This window comes from Rhizobium sp. Leaf453, assembly GCF_001425605.1.
Classification (GTDB): Bacteria; Pseudomonadota; Alphaproteobacteria; order Rhizobiales; family Rhizobiaceae; genus Pararhizobium.
In genome coordinates this window covers 13,586-34,391 of sequence record NZ_LMRG01000030.1, presented here as the reverse complement: position 1 = coordinate 34,391, position 20,806 = coordinate 13,586, and the positions used below count along the sequence as shown (strand labels likewise).

Genomic DNA, 20,806 nt, shown 5'->3' with positions numbered 1-20,806 from the left:
CACCTCATTGCATGACATTGAGATGGTTCAACAGTGTCACGAGTTCTGCCTGACGTTTCGTGCCTGTCTTGCCGAAGATCGAACGCAGGTGCGCGCGGACTGTCTCGTAAGCAATCCCCTTCCGGTCGGCGATTTCCCGCAACGTCATGCCCTGTGAAATCAATGCGGCGATGGCCGCCTCGGAGGCCGTGAGACCGAGGAGTTTGCGGATATGTTGCGGGGCCTGCTTGGGCTTCTGTTCGCCGCCGTCAATCAGGCAGACTCCGACCGAATGCGCGAACAGATCGGGCAGGTGGCCACCAAGCCGCTGCACATGGACCGAGAGCGGTCCTGCATTCAATCGCCTTACCACCAAAGGACCTGAGAAGGCTTTCATCCCCAGCCACCGCTTGTCGATGACGGCCTGCATCCGGTTCTGGATCGCCGCCCGGATACCGGGAATGTGGGACTGAAACTGTCCATCGGCGACATCGAGTTCTTTCCCGAAGCACTTTTCGGCTGCGGCGGTGACGGCCGCCACGCGGCAGAACCTGTCGAAGAACACGGCGGCAGCGCCGGCCATGGTGAACGCCTCGACCATGCCGCTAACCTTGCTGTTCGACATGGCCCGCGCGATCGCCACGGACGCTCCGACGCGCTGGCCAACCCGCTGGAGGATGTCTGCTTCCTCATCGCTATAGAAATCCGAATCCAGCTTGCGGTGCAGGGCCAGAGCAACCAATTCACCCGGCGCGGAAAGGCCGATGAGGCAGCTTTTGCCGATCCCGTACTTGGCTTGGTATCGATAGAAATCATGCCGCTCGAATTCGTCGCGCGGAGCATATTCCTGCTCGCGCGCCGTTCCCTTCCGTTGCAGCAGAGGAACACCGTTCAAGCGATAGTCATTGATATGCCAACCATCCGCGAAATATTGGGCAAAAGCGGGCTTCAGGCTGTCGGTTGAGATAACAGTATCGGGGGACCTGGAAATCGTGGAAATGATATTGGCACCAAACGAGCCGGTTGCCGACACGACCCTGTCCAGAACATCCGGCCACAATGCCGGATCGAGAGCCGCTTCCACAGAGCGATCCAACGCCTGATCAAGTTTTTCCAAATTCAGGCGCATACTGTCACGTAAAACCTGCTTGCCGTTATGGTTGACTATACCTTAACGCCGACGGGTTCGGGAAGTATCCATAAATTATAAAGATCGAAGAAAGTAAATGCTGTGCGCTTGTCGAGCAAAACCAGCGGCGTGCGCCGATCTTGTTGATTAGAAATTACTTAAATAATACTGAGCCTACGCTTCAGCGCGCACGAAACCCTTGCTCGCGACCATCAGGTTCTTCGTGTAGTCCTCGCGCAGCCGCCCTTCCACCAGATCGGCCGACGACAGCCGCTCGACGACCTTGCCGTTCTTCATCACCGCCAGCCGCTCGCACATATGGGTGACGACGCCGAGGTCGTGGCTGACCATGATATAGGTCAGCTTGCGGTCACGGCGGACCTGTTCGAGCAAGTTGAGGACTTCGGCCTGCACCGATGCATCGAGCGCCGAGGTCGGCTCGTCGAGCAGCATGACCTGCGGTTCGATGATCAGCGCCCGGGCAATCGCGATACGCTGGCGCTGGCCGCCGGAGAGCTGATGCGAATAGCGGAAGCGGAAGGAGGAGCCGAGGCCGACCTCGTCGAGCGCCCGCAGGATGCGCCGCTCGGAATCCGCAATGCCGTGGATCGCCAAGGGCTCCTGCAACAGACGATCGACTGTCTGGCGCGGATGCAGCGAGCCGTAGGGATCCTGAAAGACCATCTGGACCTTGCGATAGAAGGCCTTGTCGCGATGCCGGATATCCAGCGGCTTGCCATCGAGCAGGATTCGTCCTCCGGCGACCGGGGACAATCCGGCGATGGCCCGTAGCAAGGTCGATTTGCCCGATCCGGATTCGCCGACCAGCCCGTAGGATTCGCCCGCCGCGACCTCGATACTGACGTCATCGAGCGCCAGGAAATCGTCATAGGCGACCGTGAGGTTTTCGACCGAAACGCCTGCCGTCATAGCGCCCACTCCGGTTTGCGGTCGAGCACGGGGAGCGGATGCCGGTCGGTGCCGAGCACCGGCATGCAGTTGAGCAGGCCTTGCGTATAGGGATGCTTGGCGTTGCCGAGTTCGGACGCGGCCAGTTCCTCGACGATCCGGCCGGCATACATGACGATGACGCGGTCGCAGAAGGACGAGACGAGGCGCAGGTCGTGCGAGATGAAGATCAGCCCCATGCCGCGCTCTGCCACCAGCTTGTCGAGAATGCCAAGGACTTCGAGTTGAACCGTCACATCCAGCGCCGAGGTCGGCTCATCCGCGATCAGCAGCTCAGGCCCCGCGATCAGCATCATCGCAATCATCGCCCGCTGCCCCATGCCACCCGACACTTCATGCGGATGCAGATCGAAGACGCGGGCGGCATCGCGGATCTGCACGGCCTCCAGCATGGCGATCGCCCGGTCGCGCGCCTCGCTCTTGCTGACAGTCTCATGCGTGCGCAGCGTCTCGACGATCTGGCGGCCGATGCTCATGACCGGATTGAGCGAATATTTCGGATCCTGCAGGATCATGGCGATACGGCTGCCGCGCAAGTTGCGCCGAACCTTCTGCGGCGCGGTCAACAGGTCGATCCCGTCGAAATTCAGGGTCTTGGCCGAAATCCGGGCGTGCGACGGCGTCAGCCCCATGATCGCCCTGCCCGTCTGCGATTTGCCCGATCCGCTTTCGCCGACGATGCCCAGGCGCTCGCGGCCGAGCGTGAAGGACACCCCGCGCACCGCCTCGATCGTCCCGGTGCGGGTCGGGAAGGAAACGCGGAGATCGTCGACATCAAGCATCGTGCTCATTGGCCGCTCTCCCGCGGATCGAGCGCATCGCGCAGCCCGTCACCGAGCAGGTTGAAGCCGAGGCTGACGATCAGGATGGCAATGCCGGGCATGGTCGCGACCCACCACTGATCGAGAATGAAGCGACGCCCCGACGCGATCATCGCGCCCCATTCCGGCAGCGGCGGCTGCGCGCCGAGCCCGAGGAAGCCGAGGCCAGCCGCCGTCAGGATGATGCCGGCCATATCCAGCGTGACGCGCACGATCAGCGACGAGACGCACATCGGCATGACATGGCGCAGGACGATGCGGAAGGGAGACGCGCCCATCAGGCGGACGGCGGCGATATAATCGGAATTGCGCACCGTCAGTGTTTCTGCCCGGGCGATGCGCGCATAGGGCGGCCAGGAGGTGATGGCGATGGCGATGATGGCGTTCTGGATGCCCGGTCCCATGGCGGCGACAAAGGCCAGCGCCAGCACGAGCTTCGGAAAGGCGAGGAAGATGTCGGTGATCCGCATCAGCACAGCATCGACCCAACCGCCGGCATAACCGGAGACGGCACCGACCAGCAGGCCGATCGGCGCCGCGATGATCGCCACCAGCACGATGACCAGCAGGGTCAGGCGCGATCCATGCAGCAGGCGCGACAGGATATCCCGGCCTTGGTCGTCGGTGCCGAGCAGATAGCCCTCGCTGCCCGGCGGCAGCAGGCGCGCGCCGCCGAGATCGCCGATCACGGGCGAATGCGGCGCCAGCACATCGGCAAAAATGGCGATGAGGATGAGCAGGAGAATGATGCCGAGACCCGCCACGGCGAGCTTGTTGGCCGAGAAGCGCTGCCAGGTCATGTAGGCGCGGCCGAGCCGGGCCTGCAGCCGCGATTGCGGCCGGTCGGACATCAGCCACTGGCGGCGGGTCAGGGTTGTGGACGGGATATCACTCATCGTGCGCGCGTCCTCGGGTCAAGCGTCCGATACAGAAGATCGGACAGGATGTTGATGGCGATGAAGACGGAGCCGATGACGATCGTCCCGCCGAGGACCGCGTTCATGTCGGCATTCTGCAGCGAATTGGTGATGTAGAGCCCGAGCCCCGGCCAGGCGAACACCGTCTCCGTCAGCACTGAGCCTTCAAGCAGGCCGGCATAGGAGAGCGCGATGACGGTCACCAGCGGCACAGCGGCATTGCGCAACGCGTGGCCCCAGATGATGCGCGTTTCCGACAGGCCCTTGGCACGGGCGGCGACGATGTATTCTTGGCTCAACTCGTTCAGCATGAAGCTGCGGGTCATGCGGCTGATATAGGCGAGCGAGAAATAGCCGAGCAGCGATGCCGGCAGGATGATGTGACGGAAGACGTCGCGGAACACGTCCCATTGCCCCTGCCACAGCGAATCCAGCAGGAACAGGCCGGTGACCGGCGTGAAGCTGTATTCGTAGACGATATCGATGCGTCCGGGGAATGCGACCCAGCGCAGTTTGGCGTAGAACAGCAGAAGCGACAGCAGCGCCAGCCAGAAAATCGGCACGGAATAACCGACAAGGCCGACGACGCGGACGATCTGGTCGGCAATCGAGCCCCGCTTGACGGCGGCGAGCACGCCAAGCGGCACGCCGAAAAGACTGCCGATGATCGTGCCGACGGTCGCCAGTTCCAGCGTCGCCGGAAAGACGCGGCGGATGTCGGTCATGACCGGGTTTGTGGTCAACACAGACGTGCCGAAATTGCCGGTCAGCGCATCGCGGACATAGATGTAGAACTGCACATAGAGCGGCTTGTTGAAGCCCATCAGTTCGCGCGTTCGCTCGACGACATGCGACGGCGCCCGGTCACCCAGAATGGCGAGAACCGGATCGATTGGAATCACACGACCGATGAAGAAGGTCACGGCAAGCAGCCCGAGATAGGTCGTGACGATCACGATCAGAAAACGGAGAATGGTTGCCGCAGTGCCTTTGGCGCGGGCGCGTTTGCGCCCGGCCGATTGCGTTGCTTCTGGAAGGGTCACCGGAGGATCCCTGCCAACGGCTACTTGGAGACCGTGAAGACGTAGTTGGTGTCGAAGCTCGGGCCGAGCTTGAAGCCCTTCAGTTTCGCGCTGTAGCCGGCCACTTCCGTCTGCTGGAAGACGATCACGAACGGGCTCTTTTCAAGCACCTTCTTCTGCAGGTCCTTGTACATCTCGGCACGCTTGGTGGCGTCCTTTTCGAGAAGCGCCGCCTTGCTTTCCTCGGTCCATTCCTTCGGAACGTCCCAGGTGTTGCGCCAGGCGAGCGTCTTGTTCTTGCCTTCGTCGGAGTTGTCCGGGTTCACCGTGAAGGTTTCGGCATTGGAATTCGGATCGAAGTAATCCTGGCCCCACTGGCCGATATAGATGTCATGCGTGCGGGCGCGGTATTTGGTCAGCGTCTGCTTGCCGTCGCCGGGGATGATTTCCATCTTGATATTGGCCTGCGCCAGCGTCTGCTGCACGGATTCGGCGATGCCGGTGACCGGCTGCGTGTTGCGCACGTCCATGGTCACGCTGAAGCCGTCAGCGAGGCCGGCCTTGGCCAGCAGTTCCTTCGCCTTGGCGACGTCGAGCTTGTAGGGGTTTTCATCCAGTTCGCCCAGAACGCCCTTCGGCAGGAAGGTCTGGTGGATATCGCCGATGCCCTTGATCAGCGTCGAGCCGATCGCATCATAGTCCACGAGATACTTGAAGGCTTCCGCGACTTCGGGCTTGGCGAGGTTCGGGTTCTTCTGGTTGAGGCTGAAATAATAGACCGTACCCTTCGGCGCTGCAGTCGTCGCGAGATCGGCGTTCTTGGTGACGGCGTCGAGATCGCCGGGCTCCAGGTTGCGGGCAACATCAATATCACCGGCTTCGAGCGCCAGGCGCTGGCCGGAGCTTTCCTTCATGTGGCGATAGATAACGCGGGCGAGCGGCACCTTCTCGCCGTAGTAATTGTCGTTGCGCTCCAGCACGACGACTTCGTTGGCGCGCCATTCGCGCATCTTGAAGGCGCCCGAGCCGGCGTAACCGGTCTTCAGCCATTCATTGCCGAAATCGTTGTCGTATTTGTATTCGTCGGATGGCGTGACGGTCGCTACGTGCTCCAGAACGAGCTTCTTATCGACGACGGCGCCGACCGTTGCAGTCAGGCAGTTCAGCACGAAGCTCGGCGCATAGGCCTTGTCGACCGTGAAGGTGAAGGTGGATGCATCCGTCGCCTTGGCCTTTTCGGTAACATTGTCACCGGTCAGGCCGAACTGGCTGAGGATGAAGGCCGGGCTCTTGTCGAGCTTGATGACACGCTCGAAGGAATAGGCCACGTCTTCCGCCGTCACGGGATTGCCGGAGGCGAATTTAAGGTCGGGCTTCAGCTTGAACGTATAGGTCAGGCCGTCATCCGAAACGGTCCAGCTTTCGGCGAGGTCGCCGACGATCTTGGACGTGTCGTTAAGGTCGAGGCGAACGAGATAGCTGTAGGTGTTCGACGTCACTTCGGCCGTCGAAAGCTCGAAGGCTTCGCCCGGATCCATGGTGATGATGTCGTCGATCGCGAAACCCTCGACCAGCGTATCGGCCGGCGTTTCGGCGAAAGCCGGTGCGCCCGCCATCAGGATCAGCGACATGGCGGCGCCTGCAGTCAACATTCGGACATGCTTGTTCAGTGAATGCATCATCGTTCCGTTCCCTTTTTTGAGCCCGTTTTGGGCCGTTATTTTCAGCTCAAGCCGGTTCGTGCCAGGCTTGAGCCAAAACGCGCAGCCAGTTTTCCCGGCATATTTTAGTGAGTTCCGCGTCACCATATCCGGCGTCCCGCAGGGCGGCAATTAGGTTCTGGTTGCCTGCCGCATCGGTGATCTCTTCCGGAATGGTCGCCCCGTCAAAGTCGGATCCGAGCGCTACGCAGTCGATGCCCATGCGCTCGACCATGTAATCGACATGCCGCACCATATCGGAGAGCGGCGTCCGCGCATTCTCCAGCCCATCGGGTCGCAGCATGGTGGTCGCGTAATTGAGGCCGGCCAGTCCCTTCGTGTCGCGGATGGCATCCATCTGCCGGTCCGTCAGGTTGCGGGCGACGGTGGTCAGCGAATGGGCGTTGGAATGGCTGGCGATCAGAGGCTGGTCGGAGGTTTTCGCCACGTCCCAGAAACCCTTCTCGGTGATGTGGGCGAGATCGATCAGGATGCCGAGGCGGTTGCACTGCCTGACCAGTTCGAACCCGGCGTCTGTCAGCCCCGGCCCCGTGTCGGGGTCCATCGGGAATGCAAACGGCACGCCGTGGCCAAAGATATTGTTGCGGCTCCAGACCGGGCCGAGCGACCGCAAGCCGGCAGCATAAAAGGTTTCGAGCGCGGCAAGATCGGCACCGATCGCCTCGCACCCTTCCATATGCAGGACGGAGGCGAAAATGCCCTCTGCGATCGCGGCCCGGATATCGGCGGTCGAGCGGCAGAGTTTCCAGGCACCGGCCCGATCGAGCCTCAGCGCGATCGCGGCAAATTCCAGCGCGATATCGAGGGACGGCTGGCGCTCCAGCGGCTCCGACAGCGGTGTGGCGTAATGGCCGTTTTCATCCGGCGTCTTCAGCACGAGATGATCGGAGGGAATGTAGATCGCCGAAAGGCCTCCAGCGAGCCCACCCTTTTTGGCGCGCGGGCCGTCAATGTGACCTTCCGTCGTTCCTTCGGAAAATTCACGGACGGGATCGGCACCGTTCTTCGCGTTGCTCCAGAGCCGCAGCAACACATCGTTGTGCCCGTCGAAAACCGCCTGCATCGTCAAATTCTGCCCTGCCTGATGTGCTTTCGGGCCTGCGCCCAATTTTGTCCGGATGGTCAAGAATGCGATGCTATTCAATCGTATGACGAATAACAATGCGGTCGTGACGAAATTCCTTGTCGCGAAAAATGGCTAGGGAACAACGACTTGCCGGTTCGCCCAAAGCGCGATGGCCGCGCCGGATGCACGCGACCATGACAGTCGAAATTCATCTTTCGCTGAAAAAGCGGATGTCAGCCCAAGCTAAATCTGCCAAAGCAGGGCGGAAACGACGCGAGGACACCCAGCATGACGAACGACCAGCAACCGCGCGAGCGTGTCCATCTCCTTGGAAGCCTGCTGCGCGCGCTTTCCATGCTGGTCATTCTCGGCTTCGGCATCTGGGGTGCACTCGCCCTCTTTTACCAGTTTCCCGCCGCCCTCTGGCTGCGCGCAATCGCGGCGGCGCTGTGGGCGGTCTTGTCGCTGGCTGCCCTGCTCATCTACATCCGCCGCAGGTCGCGGGTCATCGTCCTCGCCTATCCCGCCATGATGGCAGCGCTGCTCTTCTGGTGGGACGGCATTCCGGCCAGCAACAGCCGTGACTGGGCGGACGAGGCGGCCCGGACAACGGCCGCCGTCGTCAACGGTTCGGAAGTCACCCTCGCCAATGTGCGGAATTTCGACTGGCGCACGGCAACGGACTACACGCCACGCTGGGAAACGCGCACCTATGATCTCGACAAGCTGACCTCTATTGACTTGATCCTGCCGGAGGCGGCCCTGCCCGCGATCGCTCATCCGCTGATCTCGTTCGGCTTCGAGAACGCAACCTACGTCACATTCTCGAAAGAAATCCGCAGGGATAAAAACGAAAGTGCTTCAGAACTTGGCGGTCTCTTCAAGCAATATGAAGCCGCCATCATCGCTGTTGATGAGCGCGACAGCATCCGCCTGCGCACCAAAATCCAGGGGCAGACCGTTCGCCTCTATCGCATCAACATGCCGAAACCCGCCATGCGCTCCCTCTTCATGGCCTATGTCGATGAAGTCAACAGCCTCACCGAGACACCGCGTTTCTACAACACGCTGACGACCGACCACACCGGCATCACCACCGAACTCGTCAGCCGGATCGCGCCCGACGTGCCGTTTGATTACCGGCTCTGGATCGCGTCCACCCTGCCCGCCGCCATCGCCGACCTCAACGGCTTGATGCCGGGCTTCACGCTCAATGAATTGCGGGATGGCGGCGCGATAAGCGGTCGGGCGCAGGCTGCCGATACGGCGCCGGACTTCTCCAGCCGGATCCGCGACGGCCTGCCCGGCATTGCCCCTTTGATCCGGCCGTAAAGCAGCTTAAACTGAGACGGCAGAGAACAGGATATTCCAGATGAACCTCAAGGAGTTCGCAAACCGGCTCGAGCTATCACAGACGACGGTCAGCCGTGCCTTGAGCGGATATCCGGAGGTCAAGCAGGCAACGCGTGAACGCGTGCTGAAAGCTGCGCTGGAATACGGATACCGGCCGAACACCAGTGCGCTCGGCCTTGCCACCGGACGTGTCGGCGCCATTGGTATCGTCTTGAAAGGCGGCGGCGAATTCGGGCCGCATACCAGCGAGTTCATGGGTGGACTTGGCGGACGGCTGCAGCAGGAAGAGATCGACATCCTCGTCTCCACCGTCGATTCGCAGGAGGCCGAGCTTGCGACCTACCGCCGGCTCGCCGCCAGCAAGCGCGTCGATGCCGTCATCCTGCACTCGCCCTTTCTCGACGATCCGCGCATCGCGCTGCTCAATTCGCTCCGCCTGCCCTTCATCGTCCATGGACGAACCAATACCGATGGCAATTTCGGCTGGCTGGACATCGACAATTACGGCGCGGTGCGCCAGGCGACCAGCCATCTGCTCGACCTCGGCCATCGCCGCATCGCCTTCCTCAACGGCTATCGCGGCCGCATTTTCGCCGAACACCGTCAGGAAGGCTACCAGACGGCCCTCACCGAGCGCGGCGTCGCAATCGACCCGGCGCTCGCCGGCCATGGCGAGTTCACCGATGAAATGGGCTTCCGCCTGATGCAGGGTTTTCTGAAGCTGGAAGACAAACCGACGGCCGTGGTGGCGGGGTCGATGATGTCAGCGCTGGGCGCCATGCGGGCGATCCGCATTGCCGGCATGAAGGTCGGCGAGGATATCTCGCTGATCGCCCATGACGACGTCTTCCCCTATATCAGCCCGGACCATCTGGTGCCGACACTGTCGACCACGCGGTCATCGATCCGCGCGGCGGGCGCGCGGATCGGGGAAATGGTGCTGGAGCTTCTGCAGGGAACACCGGCCGACACGCTGCGCGAGGTCTGGCCGGTGGAACTCGTCATCCGCAATTCGACGGCTGCGGTGAAGAGAAGTTAAACCGCCAATTCGCGGCGCTCCTTCTCCGTCAGCATGGCGAGGTCAAGAACCTTCTGCAGGTCGGCCGCGTGCCGGAAGCCCGGCTCGGCCGTCTTGCCGGCGCGCACCGCATCGATGAAGCGCTGGTAGTTGGTCAGCACCGTTCCGGCGTCGATATCCTTCCAGATACCTTTCTCGATATCTTCGCCAAGGCAAGCCCGAAGAGTCGATCCATCCGGCGTATGGATGACCTCGATCGCCCCTTTGTCGCCATGCATGCGCAAGCGCAGTTCGTTGAGGTGACCGACAGCCCAGCGGCTGGCATGAACGACGCCCATGGCGCCATTGGCAAACTCCGCCGTCATCGTGAAGCTGTCATTGGCGTCGAGATCGTACTCGCCGATCTTGTTGCCCGGCGCCTTGTCGAAGGTTTTGAGGCGGGCGAAGACGTGATCGACATCGGTCGCGGCGCCATACCCGGCGAAATCCAGGATATGGATGCCGACATCGCCGAGCACGCCGTTGGAGCCGTGCTTGGTGGACAGACGCCACAGCCATTGCGATTCCGTGGACCAGTCGCCCCAAGCCTTGGAAACCAGCCAGCTCTGCAGATAGGACGCCTCGATATGGCGGACCTTGCCGATCTCGCCGGCCAGAACCATCTGCCGCGCCTTCTGGATTTCCGCGACATTGCGATAGGTCAGGTTGACCATGGTGACCAGGCCGGATTTCTCCGCTGCGGTCGCCATTTCGTCGGCCTTGGCATAGTCCTCGGCCAGCGGCTTTTCGCAGAGCACATGCTTGCCGGCGGCGAGAAGCTTCAGCGTCGTCGGATAGTGGATCTTGTCCGGCGTCACGTTGGTGACCGCATCGAACCCGCCCCACGCGATAGCCTCATCGAGCGAGGTGAAGGTCTTTTCGATCTTGTGACGCGCGGCAAAGGCCTGCACGCGCACCAGATCGACATCGACGGCAGCAACCAGTTCGACGCCGGGAATGGTGGCAAAGTTCATGGCATGGGTATTGGCCATACCGCCGGTGCCGAGGATCAGGAGACGAACGGTCTGCATCACTTGTATCCTTCTTCGCCGGCCTGGTGCAGGCGCGGGCCGCGTTCGACGATCGGCTCGAGCGCCTTTTCGACCGGCACGTTCGGCGCATCATGGATCGGAGTGTAGCTGCCCTGCGGGTTATAGGCCCACTTCACCGAGTTGCGCAGGACCTTGTGGACATTGGCGTCGTGATAGGTCGGGTAGGTCTCGTGGCCCGGGCGGAAATAGAAGATATTGCCGGCACCGCGGCGCCAGGTCAGGCCCGAGCGGAACACTTCGCCGCCGGCGAACCAGGAGATGAACACGGTTTCCAACGGCTCTGGCACGGAGAACTGCTCGCCGTACATTTCCTCGTTCTCGAGCACGAAGTTCTCGTCGAGCCCCTCGGCGATCGGATGGCGCGGGTTGATGACCCACAGCCGCTCGCGCTCGCCGGCCTCCCGCCATTTCAGCGCGCATGGCGTTCCCATCAGCCGCTTGAACGGCTTGGAGAAATGTCCGGAATGCAGCACGATCAGACCCATGCCTTCCCAGACGCGCTTTGCAACACGCTCGACGATCTCGTCGGACACCGCGCCATGATCCTTGTGTCCCCACCACAAAAGCACATCCGTCTTGGCCAGGCGCTCGACGCTCAGGCCATGCTCAGGCTCCTGCAGCGTCGCCGCCGTCGCTTCGATCGCCGGGTCCGTGTTCAGGGCCGCGGCAATCGTGTTGTGCATGCCGTTCGGGTAAATGCTCCGGACGATCTCGTTGGTCTGTTCGTGAATATTCTCACCCCAGACAACCGCTTTGATGGTCATGGTCAACCTTTCTCCTCTTTCCATCGACTTGGGATCCGATTGATTTGAAACCGCTTTCAATTTGAAGCGATAGAATCCGCCGTCTGCTTTTGCAAGCGGAAATCCATCGCTCCGGATTGATTAGTGAAAGCTGGATTTAGAGAAGACGTTGAGCACGACAACCCCGGCAATGATCAGCCCGAGGCCGACAATGGCTGCGAAATCGAGCTTCTGGCCAAAGCCGAAATAGCCCACGAGCGAAATCAGCACGATGCCGAGGCCGCTCCAGACGGCATAGGCGATCCCGACGGGAATAGCCTTCAGCGTATAGGACAGGAAATAGAAGGCGATCGCATAGCAGACCACCATGATCAGCGTCGGCACCAGCTTGGTGAAATGCTGGGCAGCCTGCATGGCGGAGGTTCCCAGCACCTCGAAGATGATGGCGATCACGAGCACGCCGTAGAGCATGGTGGGGTTCATCTTGGGCTCCGGAAACTGTTATTGCTGGGAAAGGGCGATGAGATGGGTGCGCATTGCCTGCCGAGTCTGCTGATCGACGTCGTGACTCTTGAGGATATCCGCGAGCCACAGGCCATCGGCAGCAAACCTTGCCAGAAGGCAGCCGGCCGAGGAATCCGTTCCGACGAACGCATCCGCCCGATCCGAGACCCACAGCTTCCAACGCGCCCGCAATTGCGGCTCCGACAGAAGCGCGATGGTCAGAACCTGCCAGCCCTGCACATCCGCCTCGTCCTGCATCTGGAACACGCAGGAGAGATAGGCGCGAGTGAAGCGGCCGTGTGCGATCGGGTCGTTCAGCATTTCCTCTTCGATCATCCGGTCGAGCTTGCCGGTCAGGTCATCGAACAGTCCATCGAGCAGAGCCATCTTGTTGGGAAAATGATGCAGCAGACCGCCCTTGCTCACACCGGCTGCCTGCGACACGGCATCCAGCGTGACGCCGGCAGCGCCCTGCTCCAGCGACAGGCGTGCAGCGACCTCCAGCAACTGCTGGCGGACGAGTTCGGGCTGCTTTTTTCTGTGGTGCGCGATAGACATATCCCATAAAGATACCGTCTGGACGGTTTGTCAAGCAATTTTCCGATTCTGCCAATTGGCGCGGTCAATCGCCGCAACCTCATTTTGGGGCGCAAAACCATTGAATTGGCGCGGCAGGTCACGATAAAAGAAACACAAATCTGGAACACGATGATGACGGATGCGCAGACCGAAACCCTCTACAATGCCATCGGTGGCGCCGACACCGTGCGCGCGCTGACGCATCGTTTTTACGAACTGATGGACACGCTGCCGGAAGCCGCTCGGTGTCGCGCGGTTCACCCCGCCGATCTCTCCGGCAGCGAAGAGAAGTTCTATGAATATCTGACCGGCTGGCTCGGCGGCCCGCCGCTCTATACCGACAAGCGCGGCCATCCCCGCTTGAGAAGCCGCCATTTCGGCGCATCGATCGGAGCGGTGGAACGCGACGAATGGCTCCTGTGCTTCTCCAGGGCTCTGGAAGAGACCGTCGCCCATCCGCAATTGCGGGCCATCATCCTCGAGCCCGTGACGCGGCTCGCCCATCACATGCAGAACAGGGACGAATAGACACCATGCAAAACGGGCAGTTGCGACCGGCAATCCTTTTCATTGCCGGCCTGATGGGCGTCTATGGCGTCGCCAGCGCGGCGGCAGCCTCGCATGGCGCAGACCCGAGGCTACTGGGCGGAGCCTCGGCCATGTGCCTGGCCCACGCCCCTGCCCTGATCGCGCTCTATGCCGGTTGGGCGTCTCTGCGGACGGCACCGCTTGCCGCCCTGCTCCTGTCAGTCGGCACGGCCCTTTTTGCCGCTGATCTGACGGTTCGCCATTTCCTCGGGCACGGACTTTTCCCGATGTCGGCTCCGACGGGCGGTGTCCTGATGATGGCCGGCTGGCTTGCAGTGACGGCCGGCGCCTTTTTCAGGCGTAACGACGCCTAAGCCCCCTCGACGACCGAAAAACCCTCGAACTTCGGTGGCCCGAGATACATGGCCCGATTGTCGGCGGCGCTTTTATGGGCGGCGCGGAAATTCTCCGACTTGGTCCAGTCGGAAAAGGCTTCGCGGCTGTCCCAGATCGAGCTGGAGACGAACAGCGTATAGCCCTCATCAGCCACCGTATCGCCCCGCAACAGGCGAAACTCGCGAAAGCCCGGAACCTCGGCGAGGCTGGAATCCCGGTTCTTCCAGACATCCTCGAACGCAGCTTCGTAGCCGATCGCGATCCGGAACCTGTTCATGGCGAAATACATGCTGATATCCTCAAGCCCGGCCCTTGTTGGGTGCCGCGACGGCGGCTGCGGTCGGGAATGACAGGATATTGTCCTGCGGCTCCGGCGCAAGCCCCAGCGGCGGGCGTGCCGACGGACGCGACTGCCGGGCCGGAAACTCCGTGACATTCGGATTTTCTTCAATTATGCGCGCCCGGTTCGAGAGAAGCTCGTACAATTCCGGAACCAGACCATCGCCGAATTGCGAGGCCAGCTTATGCAGTCCGATCATCATGAACTGATCGGGACGCTCATTGCTCATCATCTTCTTCTCCAAAGAACCGGGCATCAGGCGCCCGGAAAGCTGTCTGTGTAAATTGCTCAGCTTGCGCTGTTGCGGCTGGTCTTCAAATCCAGGAAGGCGCGCTCGAGGCTGGACTTGCTGCCGTTGCGCAAGGGCACGAAGGCCTTGCCCCACTTCTTGCAACCGGTCTTCACCCGCAAACATGCGTCATGGCTGATACAGTCGATGGGGCAGAAGACGCAGTCGACGGAGGGCAGGATGTTGTCGATACGCGAGACCGCCTCGCGCAGGCCGCCATCGTGATGGATGAGTTCTGCGCCATGGGAGCTGGCGATCTGGCGCAGATGCGCCACCTGGCAATCGCGGCCGCCGACATAGAGGAAGCTGCGCCCCTCCAGCTTGTTTGCAGGCTGCGCACTGGCTTGAACGCCATCGCGATCGCCGCCCTTTGATTTACTCTGCTTCGGCTTCAGCTGGTTCCGTCTGTCGCCCATGTCACTCTCCGCTCGTTTCCGGAATCGCCCGGTTTGCTGATCGTGACGGCACCCTATTTAACTTGATAAAAAGAGTAAAGTATAAAGGTGAATGTTTTTGTCATGTTTTTTAGGGCCCTGACCATCCGCTCGGTTGACGGCGTTCGCCGTCAACTCTTCAGGATTAACGGCCGAACTGCAGCGGCAAGACAAAGGGCCAACTGCTGCGATTTGCGCCTTCGGGAATCTTCGGCAACGGTTCGGCCCTGCGCACGGCATTCATCGCCGCTTCATCGAGAACAGGCGATCCGGAACCCTTGACGATCCGAACGCCGCTAACCCCACCACTCGCCGACACGACAAAGCTCACCGTCACCGTACCCTTCACGCCCGCCCTGTCGGCCGACTTCGGGTATTTGAAGTGGCGCTGTACCTTCGAGCGGACCTTACCCTTGTAATTGCTCTCGGCAGCGTTGCCCAAGGCTTGGGATGCCTTGCCTTTTTTCCCTGAATTGGAACTAGCGACAGCATTCTCGACCCCATCGGTCTGCCCCTGCTTGGCCGCCTCCGCCTTGTCCCCCTTGTTGCCCGCCCTCTTCTTGACCGGCTTCTTCTGGGGCTTTTCCTTTTCGGGCTTTTCCTTTTTCGGCTCCGGTTTCTTTTCCGGTTCCGGCTTGATCTCTTCCAGCTCCGGCTTGATCTCTTCCGGCTCCGGCTTTTCCTCCGGAATGACGGTTTCGGCCGGCGCGACCGTGGCCGTGATCTCCGGCTGTTCTGCCGCGACGGGTGGCATTTCGTCCGCCGGAAGGACGACATCGGCCTCGGTCGGAATGATATCCGTCGGCGTCTCCGACGTGATCTCCGACTGTATGGGCGGAACTTCGGCTACCTCGACAGGTTCCGGCTGCACTTCTTCCGGCTGGATTTCATCCGGTTCGATCTCCTGTTCCGGATCGCCGGCAAGGATCGTCTCCTCGAACGCATTGCCGAGGACAGCGACTTCCATTTCCTCGCCGCCTTCGACCATGGCCAATTCAGGCGGTTTTTCGCTTGGCTCAAACAGCCGTGTCGCTCCCGCATGCGCCAGCAGCGAGAGGACAATGGCCCCGGTCCATTTGATCGTATTGTTCATTCCAGATACCGATGCGAAAGCCGCATCAGCCCTTCAATTCGACAGACGACTTCGATCCGGTCTTCAAGACCTTCATGCAGGCATCCTTGGCGACGCCTTCCCCGGTGCAGACCGGTGCATCATTGATCAGCAGGCTCTTCACCGACTCACACTTGGTGCCGGGAAGATCGAACTGGCGAACCTTGGTCTTGCCCGCCGGCAGATCGCGGAAATCCAGAACGGCCATGCGCTCGACCAGGCCTTTTTCATCGAACAGGACGAATTCGAAGGAGACCTTGGTCAGTTTCTGCGCAAGGCCGTTACCGGCAACGAAGGTGAGCTTGCAGCCTTTTTCGGAGGGTGCCAGTTCATTGATCTCGACCGTCAGGTTTCCGCTCGCATCCTGAGCGAAAGCGCCTACTCCGGACGTGAGGATGGAAGCCAGCGCCAGAGGCAACAGTCGAACGAATTTCATCATGATCCACCTATCCCTGAAGTAACCGATCCGAGGCTCGGGGAGCGTGCCCTGGGATCGCCGCAACCGCGTCACAGCCAATTAACTTGACTCTAAAAATCCTGTATTGCGTCCATAATAAAAGGTGAGTAATGAAGTCAAGATACTAATCGCAATGACCCGACCGCAAAAGGGGATCGATCCCCTGTTTTCGGCCGCCGGATCAGGACCAGAAACCTGTGACACCGAATGACCAAGATGCTGCTCCGGCCGTTCCCGCGCCGGTCAACCAGACGCACCGCACGATCGAAAGCCGGGAACTCTTTCGTGGCGACAACGAAATTCTGATTTCGCACGATGGCGCCATCTACCGGATGAAAATTACCCGCCAGGGCAAACTTATTCTGAACAAATAGGCCTAGACATGACCCAGACGTCCCCGACACCCGCCGAGATCCGCGCCTACCGCGCGGCAAACCCGAAGCTGCGCGAGCGCGATATCGCCGCGCAACTGGATATTTCGGAAGCCGCTCTCGTCGCCGCCGAATGTGGGCTGACGGCCATCCGCATCGATGGCGATGCCAACCGCTTTCTGGAACGCGCCGCCGAACTCGGCGAAGTCATGGCCCTGACCCGCAACGAGAGCGCCGTGCACGAGAAGATCGGCGTGTTCGAAAATATCACGCCCGGCAAGCATGCCTCGATCGTGCTGGGCGAAAACATCGACCTGCGCATTTTCCCCGGCGCCTGGGCGCATGGCTTTGCCGTAACGAAGACCGACGGTGATGACGTTCGCCGCAGCCTGCAGTTCTTCGACAAGCAGGGTACTGCCGTCCACAAGATACATCTGCGCGCCGCTTCCAACCTCGATGCCTATAACAGCATCGTCGAAGCCTTCCGCCTGGAAGACCAGTCGCAGGAGTTTGCCGCCGTTGCAGCCGTCGAAAGCATTTCCGAAGGCGAAAGCGCGTCGGTCGATGTCGCCGTCCTGCGCGACGAGTGGAGCAGGATGACGGACACCCATCAGTTCCACGTACTGCTGCGCAAGCTCAAGCTCGAACGCCGCCAGGCGCTGGAAGCCATCGGCGAGGATTTCGCCTGGAAACTTCAGCCGAGCGCAGTCGAAGACATGATGCGGGAATCGGCCAAGGTCGGTCTGCCGATCATGTGCTTCATCGGCAATCACGGCGTTATTCAGATCCACTCCGGTCCGGTCGCCAACATCCAGACCATGGGGCCGTGGCTGAACGTCATGGATCCGACCTTCCACATGCACCTGCGCACCGACCATCTTGCCGAGGTCTGGGCCGTTCGCAAGCCGACAACCGACGGCCATGTGACATCACTGGAAGCGCTGGATGCCAAGGGCGAAATGGTTGTGCAGTTCTTCGGCAAGCGCAAGGAAGGGAATGCCGAGCGTGACGACTGGCGCACCATCATGGAAAATCTCGCCCGGCTCGATATCACCGCGGCAGCCTGAAGGACCCGACCATGAAAACGTCCCATGACTTCCGCCGGCTCCGCTCCTGGGAACTGGCCTTGGCGCTGTTTGCCGTATCCGCACCGTTCGTCCTGCCGGTCACGTTGCCGGATGGCCCGTCCTTCGTCCGCGCCGCCGTGGCGCAGGACATGCAGAAGGCAGACACGTCGCGCCTGGTCTCGGTCGGCGGCGCCGTCACCGAAATCATCTATGCCCTCGGAGAGGAAAACCGCCTCGTCGGCCGCGATTCCACCAGCGTCTATCCGGAAGCAGCCATGAAACTGCCGGATGTCGGCTACATGCGGCAATTGTCGCCGGAAGGCGTGATGGGCATCAACCCGACAGCGATCATCGCCATCGACGGCAGCGGCCCGCCGGAAACGCTGAACGTTCTCAAAGAAGCGAAGATTCCCTTCCAGACCGTTCCGGACACATACAATCGCGACGGCATCCTGCAAAAGATCAAGACGGTCGGTGATTTCCTCGGCGTTCCCGACAAGGCGGCAGCGCTGTCAGACACCGTGAAGGCCGATCTCGATGCAGCTGTAGCCGATGCCGCCAAACGCCCGGAAACCGAGCGCAAGCGGGTTCTCTTCGTCCTCAGCGCCCAGGGTGGCAAGATCATGGCTGCCGGCGCCCACACGGCGGCAGACGGCATCATCGCACTGTCCGGCGCCGTCAATGCAACCGGTTCTTTCCCGGGCTACAAGCCGCTGACGGATGAAGCCATCATCGAAGCCAAGCCCGATGTCGTCTTGATGATGACCCGCGGCGGCGGCCATGCGATGAGCGATGACGAACTGTTCGCCTATCCCGCGCTGGCGCTCACTCCGGCGGCCAAGACCAAATCCGTCATCCGCATGGACGGCCTGCATCTGCTTGGCTTCGGTCCTCGTACGGCAAGCATGGTACGCGACCTGAACGCGGCCGTTTACGGAAAAGCGAATGCCTCGCAGTGAAATGGCAGTGCATGATGGCCAGCACCTCTCGTTTGTCTCCCGCCTGATGTCCGATTGGCAGACGGGCGATCGTTCGCGGCTGGCCCGGCTTCTGATTGTTGCGCTCGTCTTCATCGCCTTCGCCATGTTCGCAGCCTCGATCATGACTGGTGCAGCAAACGCGTCGTTGGGCAATGTCCTGCAATGGCTTCTCGGTGTGGAAGGTGCGGAACAGGCATTGAGCGCCCGCGATCGCATCATCATTCTCGATATCCGCCTGCCCCGCGCCGTCATGGGTCTGCTCGTCGGCGCGTCGCTTGCCGTCTCCGGCACGATCATGCAGGGCCTGTTCCGCAATCCGCTGGCCGATCCGGCCCTTGTCGGCATTTCATCCGGCGCCAGCCTCGGTGCCGTGCTGACGATCGTGCTCGGCAGTTCGCTGTTCGGCGCGCTTTTTGCCGTCTTCGGTTTCTACGCGCTGCCGGTGGCCGCATTCCTCGGCTGTCTTCTCACGACCTTGCTGCTCTACCGGATCGCCACACGCAGCGGCCAGACCTCCGTCGCGACCATGCTGCTCGCCGGCATTGCGCTCGCCGCCCTTGCCAATGCCGTCACCGGTGTCCTCATCTTCATCGCCGATGACAAGCAGTTGCGCGACCTGACTTTCTGGGGCCTCGGCTCGCTGGCTGGCGCCAACTGGACGAAGATCCTGTCGGCTGGACCGATCATTGCCGCAGCCCTTGCCGTCGTGCCCTTCCTCGCGCGCGGGTTAAACGCACTGACGCTGGGTGAAGCCACCGCCTTCCACATGGGCGTTCCAGTGCAGCGACTGAAGAATATCGCCATTGTCAGCGTCGCTGCCCTCACCGGCGCATCGGTCGCGGTCAGTGGCGGCATCGGCTTTGTCGGCATTGTCGTACCGCATGTCCTGCGGCTCATGATCGGCCCGGATCACCGCTATCTGCTGCCGGCATCCGCCCTGCTCGGCGGCACGCTGCTGATCTTCGCAGACATGATCGCCCGCACCATCGTGCCACCGGCGGAACTGCCGATCGGCATCATCACCGCCTTCGTCGGCGCCCCCTTCTTCCTGTGGATCCTGCTGCGCGGGCGCTCCCATATGGGGCTTTAGACATGATCAAGGCAAAAAACCTGACCGTCAAACTCTCCGGCAAGCCGGTTCTGCAGGGCGTCGATATCGAAGCCCCGGCCGGCCAGCTGACGGCCATTGTCGGGCCGAACGGCTCCGGCAAGACCACCAGCCTCAAGGCCATCGCCGGCGAATTGTCCTATGGCGGCACCGTCAGCATCAACGAGCATGACATTTCCACGCTGAAGCCGTGGGAGCTTGCGCTGAAACGCGCCGTCCTGCCGCAGTCCACGGTCATCTCCTTCCCCTTCACCGTGCGCGAAATCGTCCGCATGGGCCTGTCGGTCGGCGCGAGAGGCGATGCCGGTGAAACCGACCGGATCGCGAAAGACGCGCTCGATGCGGTCGATCTTTCGGGCTTTGCCGGCCGTTTCTACCAGGAGCTTTCGGGCGGCGAACAGCAGCGCGTCCAGTTGGCCCGCGCGCTCTGCCAGATCTGGGATCCGTTGCAGCACGGCGAGCCGTCTTTCCTGCTTCTCGACGAGCCGGTCTCGAGCCTCGACATCCGCCACCAGTTGACCATCATGCGGCTGGCGCAGGATTTTTGCGCACGCGGTGGTGGCGTCATTGCCATCATGCATGATCTCAATCTGACGGCGATGTTTGCGGATCGCATGGTGATGATCAAGGCCGGACGTGTCGCGGCAGCAGGACATCCCAACGCGGTGATGACAGACGAGATCATGGAAACGGTTTTCGGCTGCCCCATGCGGGTCAATGTGACGCCGACCGGCAATATACCCTTCGTTCTGCCCCACACGGCCTCAGGCTAAGGCGCCCTTCGCACCGGAACAAAATGCGGCTTGGCGCGTT

The 20,806-nt window shown here is 61.3% G+C and carries 25 protein-coding genes; 9 read left to right on the top strand and 16 right to left on the bottom strand.

Annotation, left to right across the window (positions count from 1 at the left end; genetic code table 11):
* Positions 1-4 precede the first annotated feature (4 nt).
* From ASG68_RS27975 to ASG68_RS27945, 7 genes are all read right to left on the bottom strand, one after another.
* Positions 5-1,108, bottom strand: coding sequence for a helix-turn-helix transcriptional regulator (locus ASG68_RS27975; protein WP_062576746.1), 1,104 nt, complete (start codon positions 1,106-1,108; stop codon positions 5-7).
* A 174-nt stretch (positions 1,109-1,282) separates the two neighbouring features.
* Positions 1,283-2,038, bottom strand: a complete 756-nt coding sequence (locus tag ASG68_RS27970) for an ABC transporter ATP-binding protein (protein ID WP_062576744.1) — start codon at positions 2,036-2,038, stop codon at positions 1,283-1,285.
* Positions 2,035-2,868: an ABC transporter ATP-binding protein gene (locus tag ASG68_RS27965; RefSeq protein WP_062576742.1), complete on the bottom strand. Its 834-nt coding sequence runs from the start codon at positions 2,866-2,868 to the stop codon at positions 2,035-2,037. Before ASG68_RS27965 ends, ASG68_RS27970 begins: the two co-directional genes overlap by 4 nt.
* Positions 2,865-3,794, bottom strand: a complete 930-nt coding sequence (locus tag ASG68_RS27960) for an ABC transporter permease (protein ID WP_062576740.1) — start codon at positions 3,792-3,794, stop codon at positions 2,865-2,867. Before ASG68_RS27960 ends, ASG68_RS27965 begins: the two co-directional genes overlap by 4 nt.
* On the bottom strand, positions 3,791-4,858 hold the full coding sequence (locus ASG68_RS27955; protein ID WP_062576738.1) for an ABC transporter permease: 1,068 nt from the start codon (positions 4,856-4,858) through the stop codon (positions 3,791-3,793). The genes ASG68_RS27960 and ASG68_RS27955 overlap by 4 nt, the downstream gene beginning before the upstream one ends.
* 20 nt (positions 4,859-4,878) lie before the next feature.
* Positions 4,879-6,519 carry an ABC transporter substrate-binding protein gene (locus ASG68_RS27950; protein WP_062576736.1) on the bottom strand — a complete coding sequence of 547 codons (1,641 nt, stop codon included), beginning with the start codon at positions 6,517-6,519 and terminating at the stop codon, positions 4,879-4,881.
* A gap of 46 nt (positions 6,520-6,565) precedes the next feature.
* Complete coding sequence (locus tag ASG68_RS27945) at positions 6,566-7,621, bottom strand: dipeptidase (RefSeq protein WP_062576734.1); 1,056 nt, start codon at positions 7,619-7,621, stop codon at positions 6,566-6,568.
* A gap of 291 nt (positions 7,622-7,912) precedes the next feature.
* Here ASG68_RS27945 and ASG68_RS27940 point away from each other — a divergent pair, with 291 nt between their 5' ends.
* Both ASG68_RS27940 and ASG68_RS27935 read left to right on the top strand, forming a co-directional pair.
* A complete protein-coding gene (locus tag ASG68_RS27940; RefSeq protein ID WP_062576732.1) occupies positions 7,913-8,956 on the top strand; it encodes a DUF4105 domain-containing protein in 1,044 nt (347 codons plus the stop codon).
* 40 nt (positions 8,957-8,996) lie between these two features.
* Positions 8,997-10,016 (top strand): substrate-binding domain-containing protein, encoded by a 1,020-nt coding sequence (locus tag ASG68_RS27935; protein ID WP_062576730.1) that lies wholly within the window; start codon positions 8,997-8,999, stop codon positions 10,014-10,016.
* Here ASG68_RS27935 and ASG68_RS27930 read toward each other — a convergent pair.
* The 4 genes from ASG68_RS27930 to ASG68_RS27915 all read right to left on the bottom strand — a co-directional run bounded on the left by ASG68_RS27930 (position 10,013) and on the right by ASG68_RS27915 (position 12,891).
* Positions 10,013-11,065: a Gfo/Idh/MocA family protein gene (locus ASG68_RS27930; protein WP_062576728.1), complete on the bottom strand. Its 1,053-nt coding sequence runs from the start codon at positions 11,063-11,065 to the stop codon at positions 10,013-10,015. The genes ASG68_RS27935 and ASG68_RS27930 overlap by 4 nt on opposite strands.
* On the bottom strand, positions 11,065-11,850 hold the full coding sequence (locus ASG68_RS27925) for a ThuA domain-containing protein (RefSeq protein WP_062576727.1): 786 nt from the start codon (positions 11,848-11,850) through the stop codon (positions 11,065-11,067). Before ASG68_RS27925 ends, ASG68_RS27930 begins: the two co-directional genes overlap by 1 nt.
* A gap of 120 nt (positions 11,851-11,970) precedes the next feature.
* Complete coding sequence (locus tag ASG68_RS27920) at positions 11,971-12,312, bottom strand: DMT family transporter (protein ID WP_062576725.1); 342 nt, start codon at positions 12,310-12,312, stop codon at positions 11,971-11,973.
* A gap of 18 nt (positions 12,313-12,330) precedes the next feature.
* Positions 12,331-12,891 (bottom strand): TetR/AcrR family transcriptional regulator, encoded by a 561-nt coding sequence (locus ASG68_RS27915; protein WP_062576723.1) that lies wholly within the window; start codon positions 12,889-12,891, stop codon positions 12,331-12,333.
* A 153-nt stretch (positions 12,892-13,044) separates the two neighbouring features.
* On the opposite strand from ASG68_RS27915, the gene ASG68_RS27910 reads away from it, so the two are divergent.
* Together ASG68_RS27910 and ASG68_RS27905 are read left to right on the top strand one after the other, a co-directional pair.
* Complete coding sequence (locus ASG68_RS27910; RefSeq protein WP_062577082.1) at positions 13,045-13,440, top strand: group II truncated hemoglobin; 396 nt, start codon at positions 13,045-13,047, stop codon at positions 13,438-13,440.
* Between the two features lie 5 nt (positions 13,441-13,445).
* Positions 13,446-13,814, top strand: a complete 369-nt coding sequence (locus ASG68_RS27905; protein ID WP_062576721.1) for a DUF423 domain-containing protein — start codon at positions 13,446-13,448, stop codon at positions 13,812-13,814.
* Here the strand turns inward: ASG68_RS27905 and ASG68_RS27900 are convergent.
* The 5 genes from ASG68_RS27900 to ASG68_RS27880 form a co-directional block, all read right to left on the bottom strand.
* Positions 13,811-14,125, bottom strand: coding sequence for an antibiotic biosynthesis monooxygenase family protein (locus ASG68_RS27900; protein WP_062576719.1), 315 nt, complete (start codon positions 14,123-14,125; stop codon positions 13,811-13,813). The genes ASG68_RS27905 and ASG68_RS27900 overlap by 4 nt on opposite strands.
* 10 nt (positions 14,126-14,135) lie before the next feature.
* The gene (locus tag ASG68_RS27895) at positions 14,136-14,405 is read right to left on the bottom strand and encodes a hypothetical protein (protein WP_062577079.1); all 270 of its coding nucleotides are present in this window, start codon (positions 14,403-14,405) and stop codon (positions 14,136-14,138) included.
* Positions 14,406-14,464: 59 nt separating this feature from the next.
* Positions 14,465-14,881, bottom strand: a complete 417-nt coding sequence (locus ASG68_RS27890) for a DUF2325 domain-containing protein (RefSeq protein ID WP_062576717.1) — start codon at positions 14,879-14,881, stop codon at positions 14,465-14,467.
* 163 nt (positions 14,882-15,044) lie between these two features.
* Positions 15,045-15,992 (bottom strand): energy transducer TonB, encoded by a 948-nt coding sequence (locus tag ASG68_RS27885; protein WP_062576715.1) that lies wholly within the window; start codon positions 15,990-15,992, stop codon positions 15,045-15,047.
* Between the two features lie 25 nt (positions 15,993-16,017).
* A complete protein-coding gene (locus ASG68_RS27880) occupies positions 16,018-16,449 on the bottom strand; it encodes a hypothetical protein (RefSeq protein WP_062576713.1) in 432 nt (143 codons plus the stop codon).
* Positions 16,450-16,664: 215 nt separating this feature from the next.
* Between ASG68_RS27880 and hemP the strand changes: the two genes are divergently transcribed.
* From hemP to ASG68_RS27855, 5 genes are read left to right on the top strand one after another with little or no spacing between them, the layout of a single operon-like run.
* Positions 16,665-16,841, top strand: coding sequence for a hemin uptake protein HemP (gene hemP, locus ASG68_RS27875; protein ID WP_062576712.1), 177 nt, complete (start codon positions 16,665-16,667; stop codon positions 16,839-16,841).
* A gap of 8 nt (positions 16,842-16,849) precedes the next feature.
* Positions 16,850-17,905, top strand: a complete 1,056-nt coding sequence (locus ASG68_RS27870) for a hemin-degrading factor (RefSeq protein ID WP_062576710.1) — start codon at positions 16,850-16,852, stop codon at positions 17,903-17,905.
* Between the two features lie 11 nt (positions 17,906-17,916).
* Positions 17,917-18,864, top strand: coding sequence for a heme/hemin ABC transporter substrate-binding protein (locus tag ASG68_RS27865; protein WP_062576708.1), 948 nt, complete (start codon positions 17,917-17,919; stop codon positions 18,862-18,864).
* Positions 18,851-19,975: a FecCD family ABC transporter permease gene (locus ASG68_RS27860; RefSeq protein ID WP_062576706.1), complete on the top strand. Its 1,125-nt coding sequence runs from the start codon at positions 18,851-18,853 to the stop codon at positions 19,973-19,975. Before ASG68_RS27865 ends, ASG68_RS27860 begins: the two co-directional genes overlap by 14 nt.
* Positions 19,976-19,977: 2 nt before the next feature.
* Entirely contained in the window at positions 19,978-20,766 is a 789-nt protein-coding gene (locus ASG68_RS27855; RefSeq protein WP_062576704.1) for a heme ABC transporter ATP-binding protein, read from the top strand.
* Positions 20,767-20,806 lie beyond the last annotated feature (40 nt).